This window comes from Mycobacterium sp. (assembly GCF_049802695.1).
GTDB lineage: Bacteria > Actinomycetota > Actinomycetes > Mycobacteriales > Mycobacteriaceae > Mycobacterium.
The window spans coordinates 1-16127 of the sequence record NZ_JBARMY010000424.1 but is presented as its reverse complement, the minus strand read 5'-3'; the positions used below and the strand labels follow the sequence as shown (position 1 = coordinate 16127).

At 64.9% G+C, this 16127-nt stretch carries 15 protein-coding genes; 1 reads left to right on the top strand and 14 read right to left on the bottom strand.

Going from position 1 to position 16127, the window contains the following annotated elements; all coding sequences use genetic code 11:
* The 3 genes from WA317_RS17205 to WA317_RS17195 all read right to left on the bottom strand — a co-directional run.
* A partial coding sequence (locus WA317_RS17205) for a GH92 family glycosyl hydrolase (RefSeq protein ID WP_425174179.1) occupies window positions 1–1581 on the bottom strand: 1581 nt, incomplete at its 3' end.
* 46 nt (window positions 1582–1627) lie between these two features.
* Window positions 1628–2569, bottom strand: a complete 942-nt coding sequence (locus WA317_RS17200; RefSeq protein ID WP_425174178.1) for a class I SAM-dependent methyltransferase — start codon at window positions 2567–2569, stop codon at window positions 1628–1630.
* Between the two features lie 189 nt (window positions 2570–2758).
* Window positions 2759–3202, bottom strand: a complete 444-nt coding sequence (locus WA317_RS17195; RefSeq protein ID WP_425174177.1) for a Zn-ribbon domain-containing OB-fold protein — start codon at window positions 3200–3202, stop codon at window positions 2759–2761.
* 66 nt (window positions 3203–3268) lie between these two features.
* Here WA317_RS17195 and WA317_RS17190 point away from each other — a divergent pair, with 66 nt between their 5' ends.
* Window positions 3269–4462 carry a thiolase family protein gene (locus WA317_RS17190; RefSeq protein WP_425174176.1) on the top strand — a complete coding sequence of 398 codons (1194 nt, stop codon included), beginning with the start codon at window positions 3269–3271 and terminating at the stop codon, window positions 4460–4462.
* 80 nt (window positions 4463–4542) lie between these two features.
* Here the strand turns inward: WA317_RS17190 and WA317_RS17185 are convergent, their stop codons facing one another.
* The 11 genes from WA317_RS17185 to WA317_RS17135 all read right to left on the bottom strand — a co-directional run bounded on the left by WA317_RS17185 (window position 4543) and on the right by WA317_RS17135 (window position 16083).
* Window positions 4543–6276, bottom strand: coding sequence for an FAD-binding protein (locus WA317_RS17185; RefSeq protein ID WP_425174175.1), 1734 nt, complete (start codon window positions 6274–6276; stop codon window positions 4543–4545).
* Window positions 6273–7640 (bottom strand): aromatic ring-hydroxylating oxygenase subunit alpha, encoded by a 1368-nt coding sequence (locus WA317_RS17180; protein WP_425174174.1) that lies wholly within the window; start codon window positions 7638–7640, stop codon window positions 6273–6275. The genes WA317_RS17185 and WA317_RS17180 overlap by 4 nt, the downstream gene beginning before the upstream one ends.
* A gap of 75 nt (window positions 7641–7715) precedes the next feature.
* Window positions 7716–7952, bottom strand: a complete 237-nt coding sequence (locus WA317_RS17175; protein WP_425174173.1) for a biotin/lipoyl-containing protein — start codon at window positions 7950–7952, stop codon at window positions 7716–7718.
* A complete protein-coding gene (locus WA317_RS17170) occupies window positions 7945–8961 on the bottom strand; it encodes an alpha-ketoacid dehydrogenase subunit beta (RefSeq protein WP_425174172.1) in 1017 nt (338 codons plus the stop codon). Before WA317_RS17170 ends, WA317_RS17175 begins: the two co-directional genes overlap by 8 nt.
* A gap of 9 nt (window positions 8962–8970) precedes the next feature.
* A complete protein-coding gene (locus tag WA317_RS17165) occupies window positions 8971–9909 on the bottom strand; it encodes a thiamine pyrophosphate-dependent dehydrogenase E1 component subunit alpha (protein ID WP_425174181.1) in 939 nt (312 codons plus the stop codon).
* A gap of 38 nt (window positions 9910–9947) precedes the next feature.
* Complete coding sequence (locus WA317_RS17160) at window positions 9948–10268, bottom strand: hypothetical protein (protein WP_425174180.1); 321 nt, start codon at window positions 10266–10268, stop codon at window positions 9948–9950.
* Between the two features lie 62 nt (window positions 10269–10330).
* Window positions 10331–11242 carry a TIGR03620 family F420-dependent LLM class oxidoreductase gene (locus WA317_RS17155; RefSeq protein WP_425174171.1) on the bottom strand — a complete coding sequence of 304 codons (912 nt, stop codon included), beginning with the start codon at window positions 11240–11242 and terminating at the stop codon, window positions 10331–10333.
* Window positions 11239–12420, bottom strand: a complete 1182-nt coding sequence (locus WA317_RS17150) for a M24 family metallopeptidase (RefSeq protein ID WP_425174170.1) — start codon at window positions 12418–12420, stop codon at window positions 11239–11241. The genes WA317_RS17155 and WA317_RS17150 overlap by 4 nt, the downstream gene beginning before the upstream one ends.
* Window positions 12410–13654, bottom strand: a complete 1245-nt coding sequence (locus WA317_RS17145) for a M24 family metallopeptidase (RefSeq protein WP_425174169.1) — start codon at window positions 13652–13654, stop codon at window positions 12410–12412. Before WA317_RS17145 ends, WA317_RS17150 begins: the two co-directional genes overlap by 11 nt.
* Window positions 13651–14826, bottom strand: coding sequence for an amidohydrolase family protein (locus WA317_RS17140; RefSeq protein WP_425174168.1), 1176 nt, complete (start codon window positions 14824–14826; stop codon window positions 13651–13653). The genes WA317_RS17145 and WA317_RS17140 overlap by 4 nt, the downstream gene beginning before the upstream one ends.
* 39 nt (window positions 14827–14865) lie before the next feature.
* Complete coding sequence (locus tag WA317_RS17135) at window positions 14866–16083, bottom strand: cytochrome P450 (RefSeq protein WP_425174167.1); 1218 nt, start codon at window positions 16081–16083, stop codon at window positions 14866–14868.
* Window positions 16084–16127: the final 44 nt, after the last annotated feature.

The window sequence follows — 16127 nt, the reverse complement described above, 5'->3', positions numbered from 1 at the left end:
ATTGAACAGGTTGTGCCACCACTGCGCCCTGTTCTGAAATTGCGCGGCGATGACGCCGTCTCCGAGGGACTCGGCGAACCGGGAGATGGTGAAGTCGTCGACCGACCATTCCAGCGTGATCGAGGCGCCGGCGGTCGCGTGACCGGCGCCGAAGTCCGCGGTCTGCGGGGCGTAGCCATGCTTGAGGTACGTGGCTATCCCCGGCCGCTCGACGTAGCCGTCAAGCCCGGCACCGCCGTCGGTCGCTGCCTTGAGCATGTAGTACAGCGCCGTCTTGGCGTCGAAATTCTTCGCCCCGAAGGTGTAGAGGTTGACGATGAGCGGGACCGGATTGTCGCCGGTCATGATGCCGGTCGATGAGTTAGCCAGCGCCCACCGCGGAAACGACCCGCTCTGCTCGGCGTCATGGACCAGCGATTGCGCCATGTCGCCCGCGCGCTCCGGGAAGAGCAGTGCCTGCAGGGCGGCCTGACAGCGGTAGGTGTCCCAGTCGGAGAAGTTGGCGTACTGGGTGTGTCCCCCGGCCACCGCGCGGATGACACCGTCGAACCCGATGTAGCGCCCATCGACGTCGTTGAACGTGTTGGGATGCAACATGGCTCGATAAAGCGACGTGTAGAAGGTTTCGACGTCGCCGCTGTTGGTCCCGGCCACCTTGATTCGCGACAGTACGGTGTTCCATTCGGTCGATGCGGCCGCGCGCACCTCATTGAAACCCGCGCCGCCCTCGGCAGCGAGGTTGGCGCGCGCTCCATCGACACTGACGTAGGAGATCGCGGTCCGCACCTCGAGCACCGAGCCGGCCGGGAATTGCAGGTAGGCCCCGCTGCGACCGGATGCCGCACTGCGGGCGCCCGGTGTGACCGAATTGCCTTGCCAGGTGCCGTATGCCGTGAACGGTTGGCTGAACGTCATGACGAAGTACACCGTGTAGGTGTTACTGGCGCCGCAGAATCCGCCGCTGGTCGCCGACCCGGTCACTGACGTGCCGTCCTCGCCGATCTGCACCGTCGCCGCGGAGTTGCCCGCGAGCGACCCGCCGGAGCGGACGTGGAACAGCGCGGGCCGACCGTTGTCCGGATAATGGAACCGGCCCAGCCCGGTGCGGGGGGTGGCGGTCAGCTCCGCGCTGACTCCGGTCTCCGGGAACCGCACCGAGTAGTAGCCGGGCACACCCACTTCGGTGTCGTCGTGGGCAATCTTCTCCCAGGCGTACCAGGGCTGCGAACCGATCGGGGTAGTAGTCGGCAGCACTGGAATGTCGCCGAACGCAGCGCAGCCCGCCGAGGCGTGGTTCATGCTGAACCCGGTGGAACGATCATTGTCGTGGTCGTAACCGGCGTAGGTGTCGGTGGTGTCAGGTGAGTACTGCACCATGCCGAAAGGTACTGCGGCGCCGGGGAAGTTGTCGATCTCCCCCGCCTCTTCGCCGCCCGTTCCGGTGCCGATGAGCGTTGTGACGTGCTCGACCGGATGCTCGACCAAAGCGAGCTCGTCGGCGCGCGCCGTGATGGCAGCACCGACCAGCGTCCAGGCAATGGCCGCCGCGAAGAGTGCGCCCGGAAGCCGGCGTGACTTCATGGCCGTCTGTTCCCGGGTGCCGCCACTGTCCTGGCGTTCGGCGAGACTATGACCGCTGCGCGGCGACGAAAAGGTTTCCCGGCACTTCGTCCTCAACCTCTTGCGGGGCTTTGCGACCATAACCGGCCATCAATTGGGCTGCCGGCGTCACGCTGACATCCCAACCGTGACGATCAAACCAATGCCCGACGTCTTCACGCTCCTCGAAGTACCACAGCTCGTCTGTTCTCGGGATCTCTCGCTGCGGATCGGCTTCGGCCATGAATGCGCGAATCCGATCCATCCGCGCACGACGCTTGGCACGCAGCCCCGGGTCGGCGAACTCAGATCCCAGCGCCTCCACGGCGACCCGGCTTCCGGTCACAGTCAGTCCCTGGATGCGGTCGAACAGCAAATCCTGAGCTGCCGCCGGCAGATACGGCATCAGCCCCTCCGCCGACCAGACGCTGGGCGCTGAAGCGTCAAAGCCTGCTTCCTGCAACGCGGTCGGCCAGTCGTGCCGCAGATCGACCGGAACGGCGACCCGATGGCAGGCAGGTTCTACCCCGTGTTCGCGCAACGTCGTCGCTTTGAACTCCAACACCCGGGGCTGGTCGAGCTCGTACACCGTCGTCCCGTCGGGCCACGGCAACCGCCAGGACCGCGCATCCAAACCCGCCGCCAGAATCACCGCCTGACTGATACCGGCACGCGCGGCATCCAGGAAGAAGGTGTCGAAAAATGCGGTGCGCGAGGCCATATAACCGACCATCGCCTGCATCTGCAGCGGCAGCTCGGGTTCGGCTTCGACCAGTTCGGGGGGTAGTTGTGGACCGGAATACCAGCTCCAGACCCCGTCGCCGACGGCATCGAGGAACACCCGGGCGAACGGATCGCTGATCAGCGGATCGTCGCTTTCCGTTTCCGCCGCCCGCGCCGACGCCACACCCAGCGCGGTAGCACCTACGCTTTCAGTGATCTCCCAGGTGTCGTTGTCGGTTCTTGCCACGCCCATAGCTTCCTTCCCGGCCCGTTCCCTCCAGGGCGGTCCGTTGCACCGCCGACGCTACCCAAGCGTGCCGAGTCGCGACGTGGCGACCCCGCGGGCCAGCCCGTGAACTCGGCCGGGAAGGTATCGACGGCTACGTCGACACCAAGTCGATCTCCATCGCCGCAGCCCGCTGACCGGCGCTGATCGTCAAATGTCTTCGCCCCGTCGCGGCGCGAAAACAGGAACGAAGACGCGGTCGTCAGCGTCGTGTCGTTCGAAACGGACCTCGACAGGCAGGCCGATATGGATCGAATCGAGTTCGCAGTCAACGATGTTCGTGGCGAGGCGAAGGTCGTCCTGTTCGGCCAGCTCGACGATCGCGATGGCGTAAGGGACCGGCACGGCAGGATTGAAGGGTTGGTGGTTGATGGTGTATGTGAACACCGTCCCGTGACCGGAGACGGGTTGTGCAACCAGATCGCCGCCACAGTCGGGGCAGTCCGCGCCGGGCGGATGAACCCATCGTGTGCACCGACTGCACCGCGTGATCATGAGGCGCCCGTCGGCGCCGCCCTCCCAGAACGCACGGTTGTATTGATCGCGCTCAGGAATCGCTCGCGGCGGGTTGGCGTGCGGCGCGTCATCGGGCATGACAAGGAAAGTACATTCCAGACAAGCGCCGGCGAATATGGCCCATAGCGAACGGACGATTGCCCGATGAGCCACTTTGAGAAGAACGCGATCATCAGCGGCCTCGGCATCTCCCGAATCGGCCGCCACACCGGAATACCCGGGCTCGAGTTGACAGTCGAGGCAACACGGGCAGCGATAGCAGACGCCGGCCTCTCAGTCGACGACATCGAGGGAGTGGCCACCCTCGGTGACACGCCCGCGGCCGAGGTCCTTGACGCACTCGGCATCGAGGCAGCCAACCAGACGCTCGGGTTCGACACCGGCGGTGTGCTGATTCCGGTCATGTCGGCTTGTCGTGCCGTCGCAGAGAAGCGCGCGCGACACGTCCTGGTGTATCGCACGGTGCTGATGTTGGGCGGCGCGATGACTGACGCGCCGGTATCGCAGGAACCCAATCCGCTGGCGTCCCCGCCGTTGGAGCCGCACCTTCCCGGGACGCGGCGGAAGATCGGCGCGTTCGACGACGTCGGTGAGCTGTTGGCCGCTCACGCCTACTCGGCGGCGAACTGGATTGCGCTGCATTGCCGTCGCCACATGGGCCGGTATCGGACGACCAAGGAGCAGCTGGGCTGGCTTGCCATCAACAGCAGGCACAATGCCGCCCTCAACCCTTCTGCCGTATTTCAGAAGCCGCTGACGATGGCCGACTATCTGGCGGCACGGCCGATTTCAACCCCTTTCGGACTGCTCGACTGTGACGTGCCCATCGACGGATCGATCGCTCTGGTGGTGTCACACGCCGATTACGCGGTGGATTGCCCGAATCGTCCGGTCGCCGTCGAGGCGATCGGCGGCGCCTACGGGTCCGGGGGGTGGTTTCACCGCGACGATTTCCCGAAGATGGCGTCAGTAGGTGCAGCGGCCGAGATGTGGTCGCGGACAGACCTGCGTCCATCGGATATCGACGTTGCCGAACTCTACGACGGCTTCACGTTTCTCACACTCGCGTGGCTCGAGGCGCTCGGTTTCTGCGGCGAGGGCGAAAGCGGCCCGTTCGTCGACGGGGCGACGCGGATCTCGCTGGACGGCGACCTGCCGCTGAACACCTACGGTGGCCAACTCTCCGCAGGACGGATGCACGGCTACTGGCTGCTGCACGAGGCGTGCCTTCAGCTGCGCGGCCAGGCGGGCGATCGGCAGCTCGCGCGCCGGCCGGAAGTGGCGATTGCCGCCGCGGGTGGTGGGCCGATAGCGGGCTGCATGCTGTTGACTTCCTGAAAACGGCGCTTCGGCTGCCGATTCAGGTTGGACCACCCTGACCGCTCGCACTCGTTTCCGGCTACCGTCATGACGTTGTCTCACAACAGATCCCGGCGTACGGTTCCCTGATCATTCGAGACGCCGTGATGCTTTCCGGCCACTCTGCGGCCGGCTGCGTGCCGCGCTGCGACATAGCCGAATACCATCGTGTTGGCGATGCTCGCACCGGCACCCGGATAAGTCCGGCCCATCACCGTGGCGGTGGTGTTGCCGGTGGCATACAGGCCGTCGATCACCTGGTCGTGTTGGTCGAGAACCTGGGCGTACTCGTTGGTGATCACCCCACCGCACGTTCCGACGTCGGACGGGTGCACTTGAACCGCGTAGTACGGCGCCCGGTTGAGGGGACCGATCGCGGCGTTGGGCCGATAGCCGGGGTCACCGAGGCAGTCGTTGTACGCCGACTGACCACGTCCGAAGTCGGGATCCAGACCTAGCGCCGCGAACCGGTTGAAGCGCTGCACCGTTTGCTCGAGTTCGTCGGCGGGGACCCCGATCTGGCCTGCTACCTCGGCGACAGTGCCGCCGCGTTTGATGTCACCGCGGTCGATCAGCTCGTCAGGCAAACCGCGCTTCAGCGCATTGGCGCCCGCGACATATCTGCGCACATAGCCGTCGTCGAAGATCATCCAGCACGGCACAGCCTTGTTGGCGTACATCGCCTTGCCGACCTCCACATACGAATTGGATTCGTTACAGAATCGCCGCCCGGTGGAGTCGACGTAGATTGCGCCCGGCCGCTGCCGTCCGGCGCCCAGTGAAGCGACCGCGGTGCCCCCGTCCGGGATGAGAATCACGGGCAACCACCAGGCTTCGTCCAACAGGTCGGTGCGGGCTCCCGCACGCATCGCCGTGTCCAGCACCTCACCGGTGTCGCCGAGATTGGCTATCGTCCAGTGCGCCTCGTTCGGCTGGTCACCGCTATAGCGGCGCCGCATGTTGGCGTTGCGGCCGAATCCCCCAGCGGCCAGCAGCACTCCCCTGCGCGCCTCGATATCGAGCGATTCACCCGCTCGACGCACCCGCGCCCCGACGACCCGGCCGTCCTCGACGATCAGGTCCTGCAGCGCGGTGTTGGTCCACAGCGGGGGCTCGCCGCCGCCGAGATCGATGAGCACCTTCAGCATCTGGGCAATGAGAGACGCACCGTTGGTGAGCATTTCGCGACGCCGGACCCGAGCTGCAGCGGTGCGGGCGAACACCCGGAATGCCACCGCGAACGCTCGCGGTGCGCGATTGAAGTACTGCACTCCGCGCAACTCGTTGGTCTTCACCACGAAACCGAAGCCCTTGGCCAACGGCGGTTGAACCTTACCGCTCCATCTCCCGAGCTTCGCGGCGTCGAACGGAACTGCCTCGTATCCACGGCCGGCGGCGTTGCCCCCCTGATGATTGGGGTAGTAATCGCTCCAGCCGGCACACCGAACCAGACGAAGACCCTTGCGGAGCAGGAACGTCGTCATCTCATAACCCGCGTTGAGGAACATCTCGCGCCGCGGCAGCGACGATGCCGCTCCGATATCGCCGACCACGTCGGCGAAGTAGGCCAGAGCATCTTCGTGTGAATCTGCGATGCCGTCGGCTCGCATCAACGGGTTATTGGGTAACCAGACGATGCCGCCGGACAGCCCCGTCGACCCACCAACCAGGGCCTGCTTCTCGACGACCAACGGCTCTAGTCCGGAGTCGATCGCTGCCAGGGCCGCCACCAGTCCTCCCCCGCCACTGCCCGCGATGAGCAGGTCGACGGAGCGGTCCCACCCGGCGGTCATCGCAGCTCGGACGTGACGTCCGCGCTGAGCCCGAGGTCGGCCACCGGCACGTCAAGCGTCGTGTTGGTTTTCTGTATCGCGGGCACCAGCTGCTCATAAGACAAGCCGGCCAGGAACCCGTCAATGACGCGTTCGAAATTCGAGATGAGACCTTCGATTTTGCTCGACAGCCGCATGTACTGGAACCCGTTGGAGTGCAGCCCTTTCTGCTGTTTCGGCAGATTGGCGAAGTCCTGGGCGCAGATCGGCGGCCAGCGAGGGTCGTTGGGCGCCATCGGCTCCGGTGGTGTGGGCTTGCCCTGTGAGGCGTCGGAGGGGTAGCGCGTCAGGGACCAGATCTCGAACAACGTCTCCTCAGGGCCGAGCGGACGGATCCGGTACGACGATGCGCTGCTGTACGTCGGCAATATGAAATAGTGCGGAAAGGCGTACCCGAGCGGATCGAGGATGCCGCGACGGTCCAAGTCGTTGAGGTCGGGAATGTCGCTGCCCCGGGCCCGATGCCACTCCACCACTGCATCGTTGACACTGGCTCGCCAGGCGGCCATCGCGGCGGCCGGGTCGGCCGGCAGTTCGATATTCTGCAGACCTTCAGCGATACGGATGTCGTTCTTGTGGGTCATCCCGCCCATGCCCTCACCCAACGAGCGCATCAGATACAGACTGCTCTTTATGATCTCTTTCGAGGAAGGCGGTGCGCTGGGCTGTGACGATTGGTCGTACATCCGCCGCAAACCCGGGAGTAGTTGGGGGTGAGTCTGGGGGACGTGATAACCCTCCATGAACGCCGCCTCCGCCAGTTTCCAGTTGACCGGAAGCCGACAGGACTGCCACCACTCGACACGCAGCGATTCCACATTCCACTGCTCGTAGACCGAGGCGAACGGCTCGAGGCAGTCACGCAACGGCGGCGCATGTTCGTCGAGGTTGATCCACGCACACCCGCCCCACAGCTCGCATCTGACGGACACGAGACGAAGATCGTCCGGCCGCATGTTGTGCTCATCGAATGCCTGCGGACTGGCGACATAGGTGCTACTGCCATCCAGGGCCCAACACCAGCCGTGGAAGGGACAGACGAAGCTACGCCGAAATCCGTTGCCCTCAACGAGCTTCACTGCGCGATGACGGCATGCGTTGTGGAACGCCCGAATCGTATCGGCATCGACGCGGACGACGATTATTGACTGGTCGAGGATCTCGTATTCGACATAGTCGCCGGGCTTCGGGATCTCTTCGAGCCGGCACGCCATCTGCCACACACGTGCCCACAGCATCGTCGCTTCCAGCTCGTAGAACTGCGGGTCATAGTACCGCTGCTTCGGTATACGATCCGGTCGCTGCACCGCCCACGGTATGTCCATCGGCGCCCAGTTCCGTATTCCGTTGCCGCTCAAAGCAACGCTCCCTGCTCAGTTTCATTGAGGGTCATCGCGCTCCTATGACCTGATCATGCCGATTTCAGCACCGGTGCCGTATGTGGTGCCGACCTCGCCCGTCCAGTACACGGTGCCCGCGGCGCCGGCTTCGACCTCCTGTTCCGCCTTTTCGGTGGCGATGACGTAGATCGGCATGCCTTCCTCGACGCGTTGGCCGCTTTCAACCAGCAACCCGGTGAGTTCCGCTTCGGAGATGGCAACCGAGGTGCGTGGGATACGGATGACGAATTCAGCCATGCGCGCCCGCCCTTGCTGCCTGGCGGCTTCCCTCGAGTGTCTTCCGGGCGGCCGCGACGATGCGAGCCGGCGAGGGATAGAGCTGGGCTTCCAGTCCGGCGGCGGCCGGGGCGGGCACGAACGGCGCCGCGACGCGCTGGATCGGCGCGACCAGACTGTTGAAGAGTTCGGCCTGCAGAGTCGCGACGATTTCAGCTCCCGGGCCGGCGAATTGAACCGCGTCGTGTGTGACCACGGCCCGCCTGGTGCGACCGACCGACTCGACGATGGTATCCACGTCGAGCGGCACCAGGGTCCGCAGATCGACCACTTCTGCACTGACCCCTTGCTCGTCCAGCGCCGCGGCGGCCGCCAGCGCGTCGAGCACGCTGCGCCCGTAGCTGATGATGGTCACATCGGTTCCCGGCCGCTTGACATCGGCGAGTCCCAACGGAATCGAAAACCCCGGATCGGTTGGCACAAGCCCTTTTCGGCCCTGCAAGCGGATGGTCTCGACGAACAGGCACGGGTCCTCGTCGAAAATCGCGGCGGTCAGCAGTCCCTTACCGTCACGAGGGGTGGACGGCACGATCACTTTCATCCCGGGGATGTGCATGAACCACGCTTCCAAGCTCTGCGAGTGGGTGGCACCGGTGGCGAGCCCACCGTAGACCTGGGTGCGGATGGTGATAGGTGCGGTGGTTCGGCCGGCCGTCATGAACCGTAACTTGGCGGCGTTGTTGATCAGCTGGTCCGCAGCGATGCCGATGAAGTCCATGATCATGATCTCGGCGACCGGCAGCAGCCCGTCGATCGCCGCACCGATCGCCGCGCCGACGATCGCGGCCTCCGAAATCGGGGTGTCGAGCACACGGTCCCTGCCGTACTTGGTCGAGAGCCCCGCGGTCGGGCCTGACGCGCCGGGGTCGGCGATGTCCTCACCGAGCAGGAACACCCGGTCGTCGGCCTGCAATGCCTGGTCGAGCGCGAGGTTCAGTGCCTCGCGCATCGTCATTTCTTTCTCGGCCATCCGAAGTCCTCAGCTGGGGTGAGCGATCGGGGTGGCGTACACGTCCCGCTCGAGTTCCTCGATCGACGGCGGATCGGCGGCCATCACCGCCTGCAGCGCGGTCTCGACGGTGTCCGAGGCGTCGCTTTCGATGCGCTTGAGCTCGTCATCGCTGCCGATTCCGGCTTCGACGAGATGGCTGCGGAATCGAGGCACCGGGTCAGCCGCCATCGCCTGAGCCAGCTGCTCCTCCGGAATGTAGGGCGCTTTGTCGCCGAAGTAATGGCCGCGGAACCGGAACGTCACGCACTCGATAAAGGTGGGCCCGTGACCGTCGCGCGCCTTCTGCAGCGCCTCGTCCAGCGCGTCGGCCACAGCCAGCGGGTCGTTGCCGTCCACGCGGATCCCGGGCATGCCGTAACCGGACGCGCGCTCGGCGACGTGTTCGATCTTCATCGTGTGCTCAGTCGGCGTCATCTCCGCGTAGAGATTGTTCTGGCACAGCAGCACAATCGGCAGGTCCCACAGCGCGGCCATGTTCGCCGCCTCATGGAAGGAGCCGGTGTTCGTCGCGCCGTCGCCGAAGCTGACCACTGTGACGCGGTCGAGCCCTTTGCGCTTCGCGGCCATCGCCAAACCGACGCCGACCGGCGGCCCGGCGCCCACGATGCCGGTCGAGAGCATCACCCCGTTCTCGGGCTTGGCGATATGCATGGTGCCGCCTTTGCCGCGGCTCGCCCCGACGGTGCGGCCCATCATTTCGCCGTAGATCTCTTCCAATGGAACGCCTTTGCCGATCAGATCGTGCAGTCCGCGGTAGGTGGTCACCAACTGGTCGTCGGCGCGCAGACACACCCCCATGGCGGCGGCGATGGCTTCCTGCCCACGCGACGGCCAGTACACGCACAGGAACTCCCCGGTGCGGATGCCTTTCGACAACCGGTCGTCGGCGGCCTTCATCAAGGCCATCAAGGCGTAGATGCGCTTCTGCCGATCCGGTTTCCGGCTCACGGTTCGAACGACGCGATCTCGCGGTAGATCTTGGGCACCGGTGGCGGATCCAGATTGAGGAATTCCAGTGACGACATCTGGCCGCCGGCGGCGAGTTCGCCCATCCGTGCCAGCACCCCGTCGAGATCGTCGGTGTCGAGCTCGTAGATTGCGATGAAAGGTCCCTCGCTGTTGGTGGGCGCGAACCGGCGAGCCGACACCACACCGTCGATTTTCGTGAGTTCGGCCAGGTGCGTCTGGTTGTACCAGTCGTGGTAGTCGGCCTCTTTGTCCGGTGAGACCGGCAGCGACGCGACGTACATGATCCCTTTGGGCATAGTCACCTCTCGAAGATTGTTCAGCTATCCCAGAATCGGGGCACGGACGCCGGCGCCGACGGTTACCCGAGCCCCACGGGTACGGGACGGACGTGACAAACCTGGACTCCTCTGTCAACCGACTGGCGAACCCACACTAAGTCGATCGAGGACTCTGTGACAAGGCTCACAGCAAGTCGGCTCGGCCTGTAGACATGGTCGGCGCCGGCCGATCGGTGGTCGTTGATCCGCGACAGGATGGCTTCCTCTTCGCCCCAGGCGAATATTGCGTCGAAGAACCGGTCGGTCACCGTCGAAACATCTTCCCGCGAGAAGCCGCAACGCGCGAAGTTGTTGACGTAGTTCGGCAGCGATTGATACGCCTGCAGCCACTCCATGCCGATTCTTCTGGCTTCTTCCCGGCCGTCGCAGACGATCACCGTCTGCTCCGGCAAGACCAGTGCCTCTTCACCCAGCGTTTCACGGGCGGTGGCGGTGTGCTCGGGTGTCACCAGGTAGGGGTGCGTCCCGGCCGAACGTTCCGCGGCCAGCTGCAACATCTTCGGGCCGAGCGCGGCCAGCACCCGGTCGGTGACCGCCACCGGCGAGCTGGCGTTGTCCAGGCCGTCGAGATAGTCAGCCGTCGCCGTCAACGGCTTCTTGTACTGACCAGGCTTGACCGAGTTGACAACCGGCCCGTGGCTGACCCCGATGCCCAGCAGAAAACGGTCGGCGTAAGAACTTTTCACCGACGCGCAGCGGGCAGCGACGTCATTCGGCGGATGCATCCAGAGGTTGAGCACGCCGGTGGCTACCGCGATGTGCTTCGTCGACTTCAGCAGGTTCTCCACCGACTCGAACACTGGGCCACCGACATCCGGAATCCATAGGGCGGAGTAACCGAGCTCCTCTACTTCGGCGGCCTTCTCGGCCGCCTCGGACTGGTCGCGGTAGCGCAGATGAGAACTCCACACTCCGACACCGGAAAGGTTCACGGCGTCGCCGGTCGCATTCCCGGTTCGACTTGCTCTGCGCGAAATCGGGTGAGAACTCGTTCGCCCTCAGGCATGTGAGGGCCGATCACATCCGGGCCGTCGGCCGTGATGTGCACCGTCTTCCGCTCGAGCACGGCGCCGACACCTTGTTCCCAGATGTAACCCGTGACGGCAAGCACCATCCCGGGTTCGAGGACCTCGGCGGCCGAGGTCGCCGGAAGCTGCGGCGACACCACCGGCGCGTCGAAACCCACGCCGACGCCGTGGGCCACCGGCATCGGCGGCAACTGTTCCCCGGCGGCCTGGTAGGCGGCCAACAACTCGCTGGCGTGCGATGCCGGCCGGCATGCCTGCACCAGCCGATCCCACAGTGCGTCGGCCCGTGCGAACAGCTCACGCGCCTTTGCGGTTTCGTCCCCAACCAGGTAGGTGCGCCCCAGCTCGCCGATGTAGCCGTGAGCCAGTACACCCGGCGCCAACACCACCAGGTCGCCCGCCTTGACGACGCCGTCACCGGCGACGCGGCGCCACGGGTGGTCCTTCGAGGTGATCCAGGCGACGTCTTGACTGGCCGGAGTGCTGACACCGCCTGCCGTCATACTTTCCAGAATCACCGCGTTCAGTGTCCGCTCGGCCACTCCCGGGCGCAGCTCAGCCAGCGCGGCGGCCAAGCCGACCGCGGCCACCCGGGTCGACTCTCGAAGCGCCGTAATCTCTTCCGGTGTCTTGATACGTCGCGCCGCCTGTATCGTCGGCTCGCCGTCGACCAGTTCGGCATTCGGGAAAGCCATCGGCAGCAGCTGGGCGTAACTCGGCGACAGGGCGTCGGAGCCCACCCGGCGAGCCTTCGCGGTGGCGTCGATCTTCCGCAGATTGGCGATCGTGTTCAGTGGGTTCCAGGAGATGCCGTAGAGGTTTTCGTGCGGAATCTCGTCTGGTACGCCTTCGTCCCAGGTACTGAGCAGGTGAACTGCTCCGGTGTCGCGAACCAGCAGGCAGTTGGGACCGAATGGTCGGGTGCCCGCGACCCACAACTGCGGTACCCCGGTGACATAGCGCACGTTGGCCTGCCGCCCCAGCACCAGGATGTCCAAGTCGTCGGCATCCATTTGCACCAGCGCGCGTTCCCGCCGCCCACGCCGGAGGGCTCGATCGTCCGGCAGGACCTCAGTCGCCATAGGGCGAGTAGGGGTAGTCGGTCAGTTTGATCCAGCCTTCCTCGGTGATCACGATGATCTCTTCGCTGCGGTAGCCGCCGGTGCCGTCTTCCCACACGACCGGCTCCAGGACCAGCACCATACCGGGCTGCAGGACGTAGTTCTCGTCGAATTCGTCGCCCAGGTCGGTGCCGATCATCGGTAGCTCCGCGGCGTTCACCCCGATGCTGTGCCCCAGGTAAAAATGCGGCAACCAGGGCCGGGCGCCCCCGTTGGCTTCGGTTGCCACCCTGCCCAATTCAGCCACAGTGGCACCCGCGCGCGTGACGTCGAGGACTGCGGTCATGATGTCTCGCCACCGATAGAACTGCGCCTGCTGCCGGGGCGTCGGGTCGGCACCGACGACCCAGGTACGGCCGAAGTCCGAGCAGTAGCCACCGTAAGTGACGCTGACGTCGGTCCACAGCACGTCCCCGGCGCGCAGCTCCCGTTCGGTCGCCAGCAACGGCAGCGCGAGGTCACCGTGGGTGGTCCAGGTGCCTTCCGCCTTGGACCGGGGCATGACCTGCCAGACGGGTTCCAACATGCTTGCCACGGCGCCCATCTCGAACGCCCGGCGGACGAACCCCGCCGAGAGGTCGATCTGCCGCAGGCCGGGCACCAGAGCTTTGTGCACATCAACGATCGCGTCGTCGGTTATCCGCACAGCCTTGCGGATGCAGGCTATTTCGTCGAGCGTCTTGATCGCCTTCGCGGCGCTCACCACGACCGCGGCGTCAGCCGGGTCACCGCCGGGGAACAGCCGCTGCTTGGCCCGCCGCATGGCGCCGGTGAGTTCGTCGACGGCGACGGTCGTCCCGGCCGGGATCAGCTCGGCGAGCGTTTTCGCGAAAAACTCGACGCCTTCATCGAACTCCAGGTACACCGCGGAATGACGATGGTCGTCCGGCAGGCCCGACTCCTCAGCGCGCCCCTCCCGGAACGGCAGGAACAGATGCGGGAACTCGTCGTCGGCCAACACCACCGCAACCGGCCGCTCGACATGGGCCAGACCGGCATCGCCGAGCGGCCAGTTGGCGCCGGTGGCATAGGTGACGGCGTTGTTGCCCAACAGAATTAGAGCGCCGATGCCGCGCTCGGCCATCGCCGATCGGAGTCGGGCGCCAGTCTCGCGCCGCATCCGGTTGCGATCCGGCTCGTCCGGTATCACCCACTTCGCCTCGGCCGGCGCCCCGGTTGCCAAGAATGCCGTCATTTAACTCCCAGAAACTCCCTGATATTGCCGCCGACAACGCGGGCGGCGTTCTGCGGGCCGAGTGCCTCGACGACTGCTGCCAGCGACTTCTCCGAATAGCCGAACGTGCTTTCATTGTGCGGGTAGTCGGTGGACCAGAACACCTTGTCGATTCCGATCTTGTCGATCAACTCCAGCCCGAGGGGGTCGACCATGAACGACGCGCTCATGTGGGTGTCCCAGTAGTACTGGACGTCATGCTCGAGGGTGTGATTGAACATGTGCTGATAGGACGCCACCAGGTGTTCGGCGTCTTGCAATGCCCAGGGCACCCAGGAGATTCCGCCTTCGAACCAGCCGATCCGCAACCCGGGGTGCCGGTCGAGGATCGCGCCGAAGATGTACTTGGAGAACACCTCCCTGAATCCGTCGATGTTGAGCATCATACCCACGGCAATGCCGTTGAATTCGGTCGGCGACTTCGGCGGTGTCTCACCGATGTGGTGAGACACCGGCACGCCCGACTGCTCGATCTCATCCCATACCGCGCCCATCGCGGTGCTCGAGTAGTCGATCGGATTGCCGTCGTTGTCGACGCCGGGGCTCAGTGGCATCAGAAAAGTTCTGAGTCCCAGCGACTTCAGTTCTTCCAACGTCCGTCGGGCTCCCTTCGGATCCCACCAGTTGATCAGCCCGACGCCGTAGAAGTGGCCGTTGGACTGCTCCTGCAGCTCAGCCATCAGCTCGTTGTAGATGCGGAAAACGCGCTCGCGGATCGCCTTGTCAGGGAAGTGGAACAGCGCGAGGACCGCATTCGGGAAGGCCAGTTCCTTATCGACGCCGTCGGCGTGCAGTTCTTCGATCCGCGCCTCGATGTTTTTTGTTGCCGCACCGGCGAGGTCGTCGTACTGCATGAGCACCCGACTGAAGTCGGCGGGCAGGAAATTCTTGCCCTTGCGCCCGACCATGTAGGCGCCGTCCTCGTACCAGATCCGCGGCGCCTTGTCCTTGAGTTCGTCCGGGAAGCGCTCGTAGAAGATGTCGTCGGCCACCGAGATGTGGTTATCGGCGGAGAACACCTCGGTGCCGGGCGGGAGCGCCGACTTGACTTCGCGCGCGTGCGCGCTGCGGTTCTTCGGTGCGCCGAAGCCGCCGGGCGGGTAGAGCGTGGCGGTGCTGGGCTGAGTGGACATCGTTGACCTTCCCTTCGAGAATTTCCTGAAGTTATCTGGTCACCAGGTGACCGGAAGTTCGTAGACGCCGTACGCGAGCCGATCGTGTTTGAACGGAACCTCGTCCAACGGAATCGCAAGGCGCAGCGTGGGAATGCGGCGGAACAGCGTGGTGAACACGATCTGCAGCTCCGCGCGGGCCAGTTGCTGACCGACGCACTGATGCCTGCCATAACCGAAAGCAACGTTGCCGTTCGCCCGGGCACGGTGCAGGAAGAGGCGGTCCGGCTCCTCGAACACGCTGGGATCCCAGTTCGCCGGCGCGAGATCGATGATGATGCCTTCGCCGGCGCGAATGGTCTCGCCGCCGATGTCGATGTCCTCGGCTGCAACCCGGCGCTGGCCGGTGTGGATGATCGACAGGTACCGCAGTAGCTCCTCGACCGCATTGGCGATGACACCTGGGTCTTCCGCCTCGCGCATCACCGTCGCCTCGTCGGGGTGTTCGAGCAGTGCGAGTATGCCCAGGCCGATCATGTTCGCCGTGGTCTCATGCCCGGCGATCAACAACCCGGTGCCCAGCTGAGCGGCCTCCTTCACGGACAATTCACCGGCCTTGACGCGCTCTGCGAGATCCGAGACCGCGTCTTCGGCCGGATGCTCCATCTTCTCCCGAACCAGATTCGCCAGGTACTTCGACAGACTCATTGCGCCCGAAGCGCTGGCCTCCGCGGGGGCGTACCGATCCATTCCGGCGTTCGCGTGTTGCTGAAAATACTCGGCGTCCTCGTAGGGCACACCCAGCATCTCGCTGATCACCAGCGACGGCACGGGTAGCGCCAATGCCGAAACCAGTTCGGCGGGTTGCGCGCCCGCCAGGATGGCGTCGATGTGCTCGTCGGTGATCTTCTGGATCGCGGGCCGCAAAGCTTCAACGCGTTTGAAGGTGAACGGCTTTGACAGCATCCGGCGAAAGTGGGTGTGTTCCTCGCCGTCGGCGGTGAACACCGAACGCGGGCGCTTGTGCACCGTCGACAGCATGCCTTCGTTCCAGTGCGGGAAGCCGGAACGCCGGTCATCCACGCTGACTCGAGAGTCGGCGAACAGCGCTCGGGCCTCGTCGTAGCCGGTGATCAACCACGGCGTGTTGCCATCCCAGATACGAATGCGGGACACGGGTTTGGCGGTGCCGAGCTCGAGGATCTCCGGCGGAGGCGCGAACGGGCAGCCGGCCGCTCTCGCCATCGGGTATTCCGGGATGGTCAAACTGTCTGGCATCGCGCTTATCTCATTCCTGGATGTGGATGACCTGGGCCGGACAC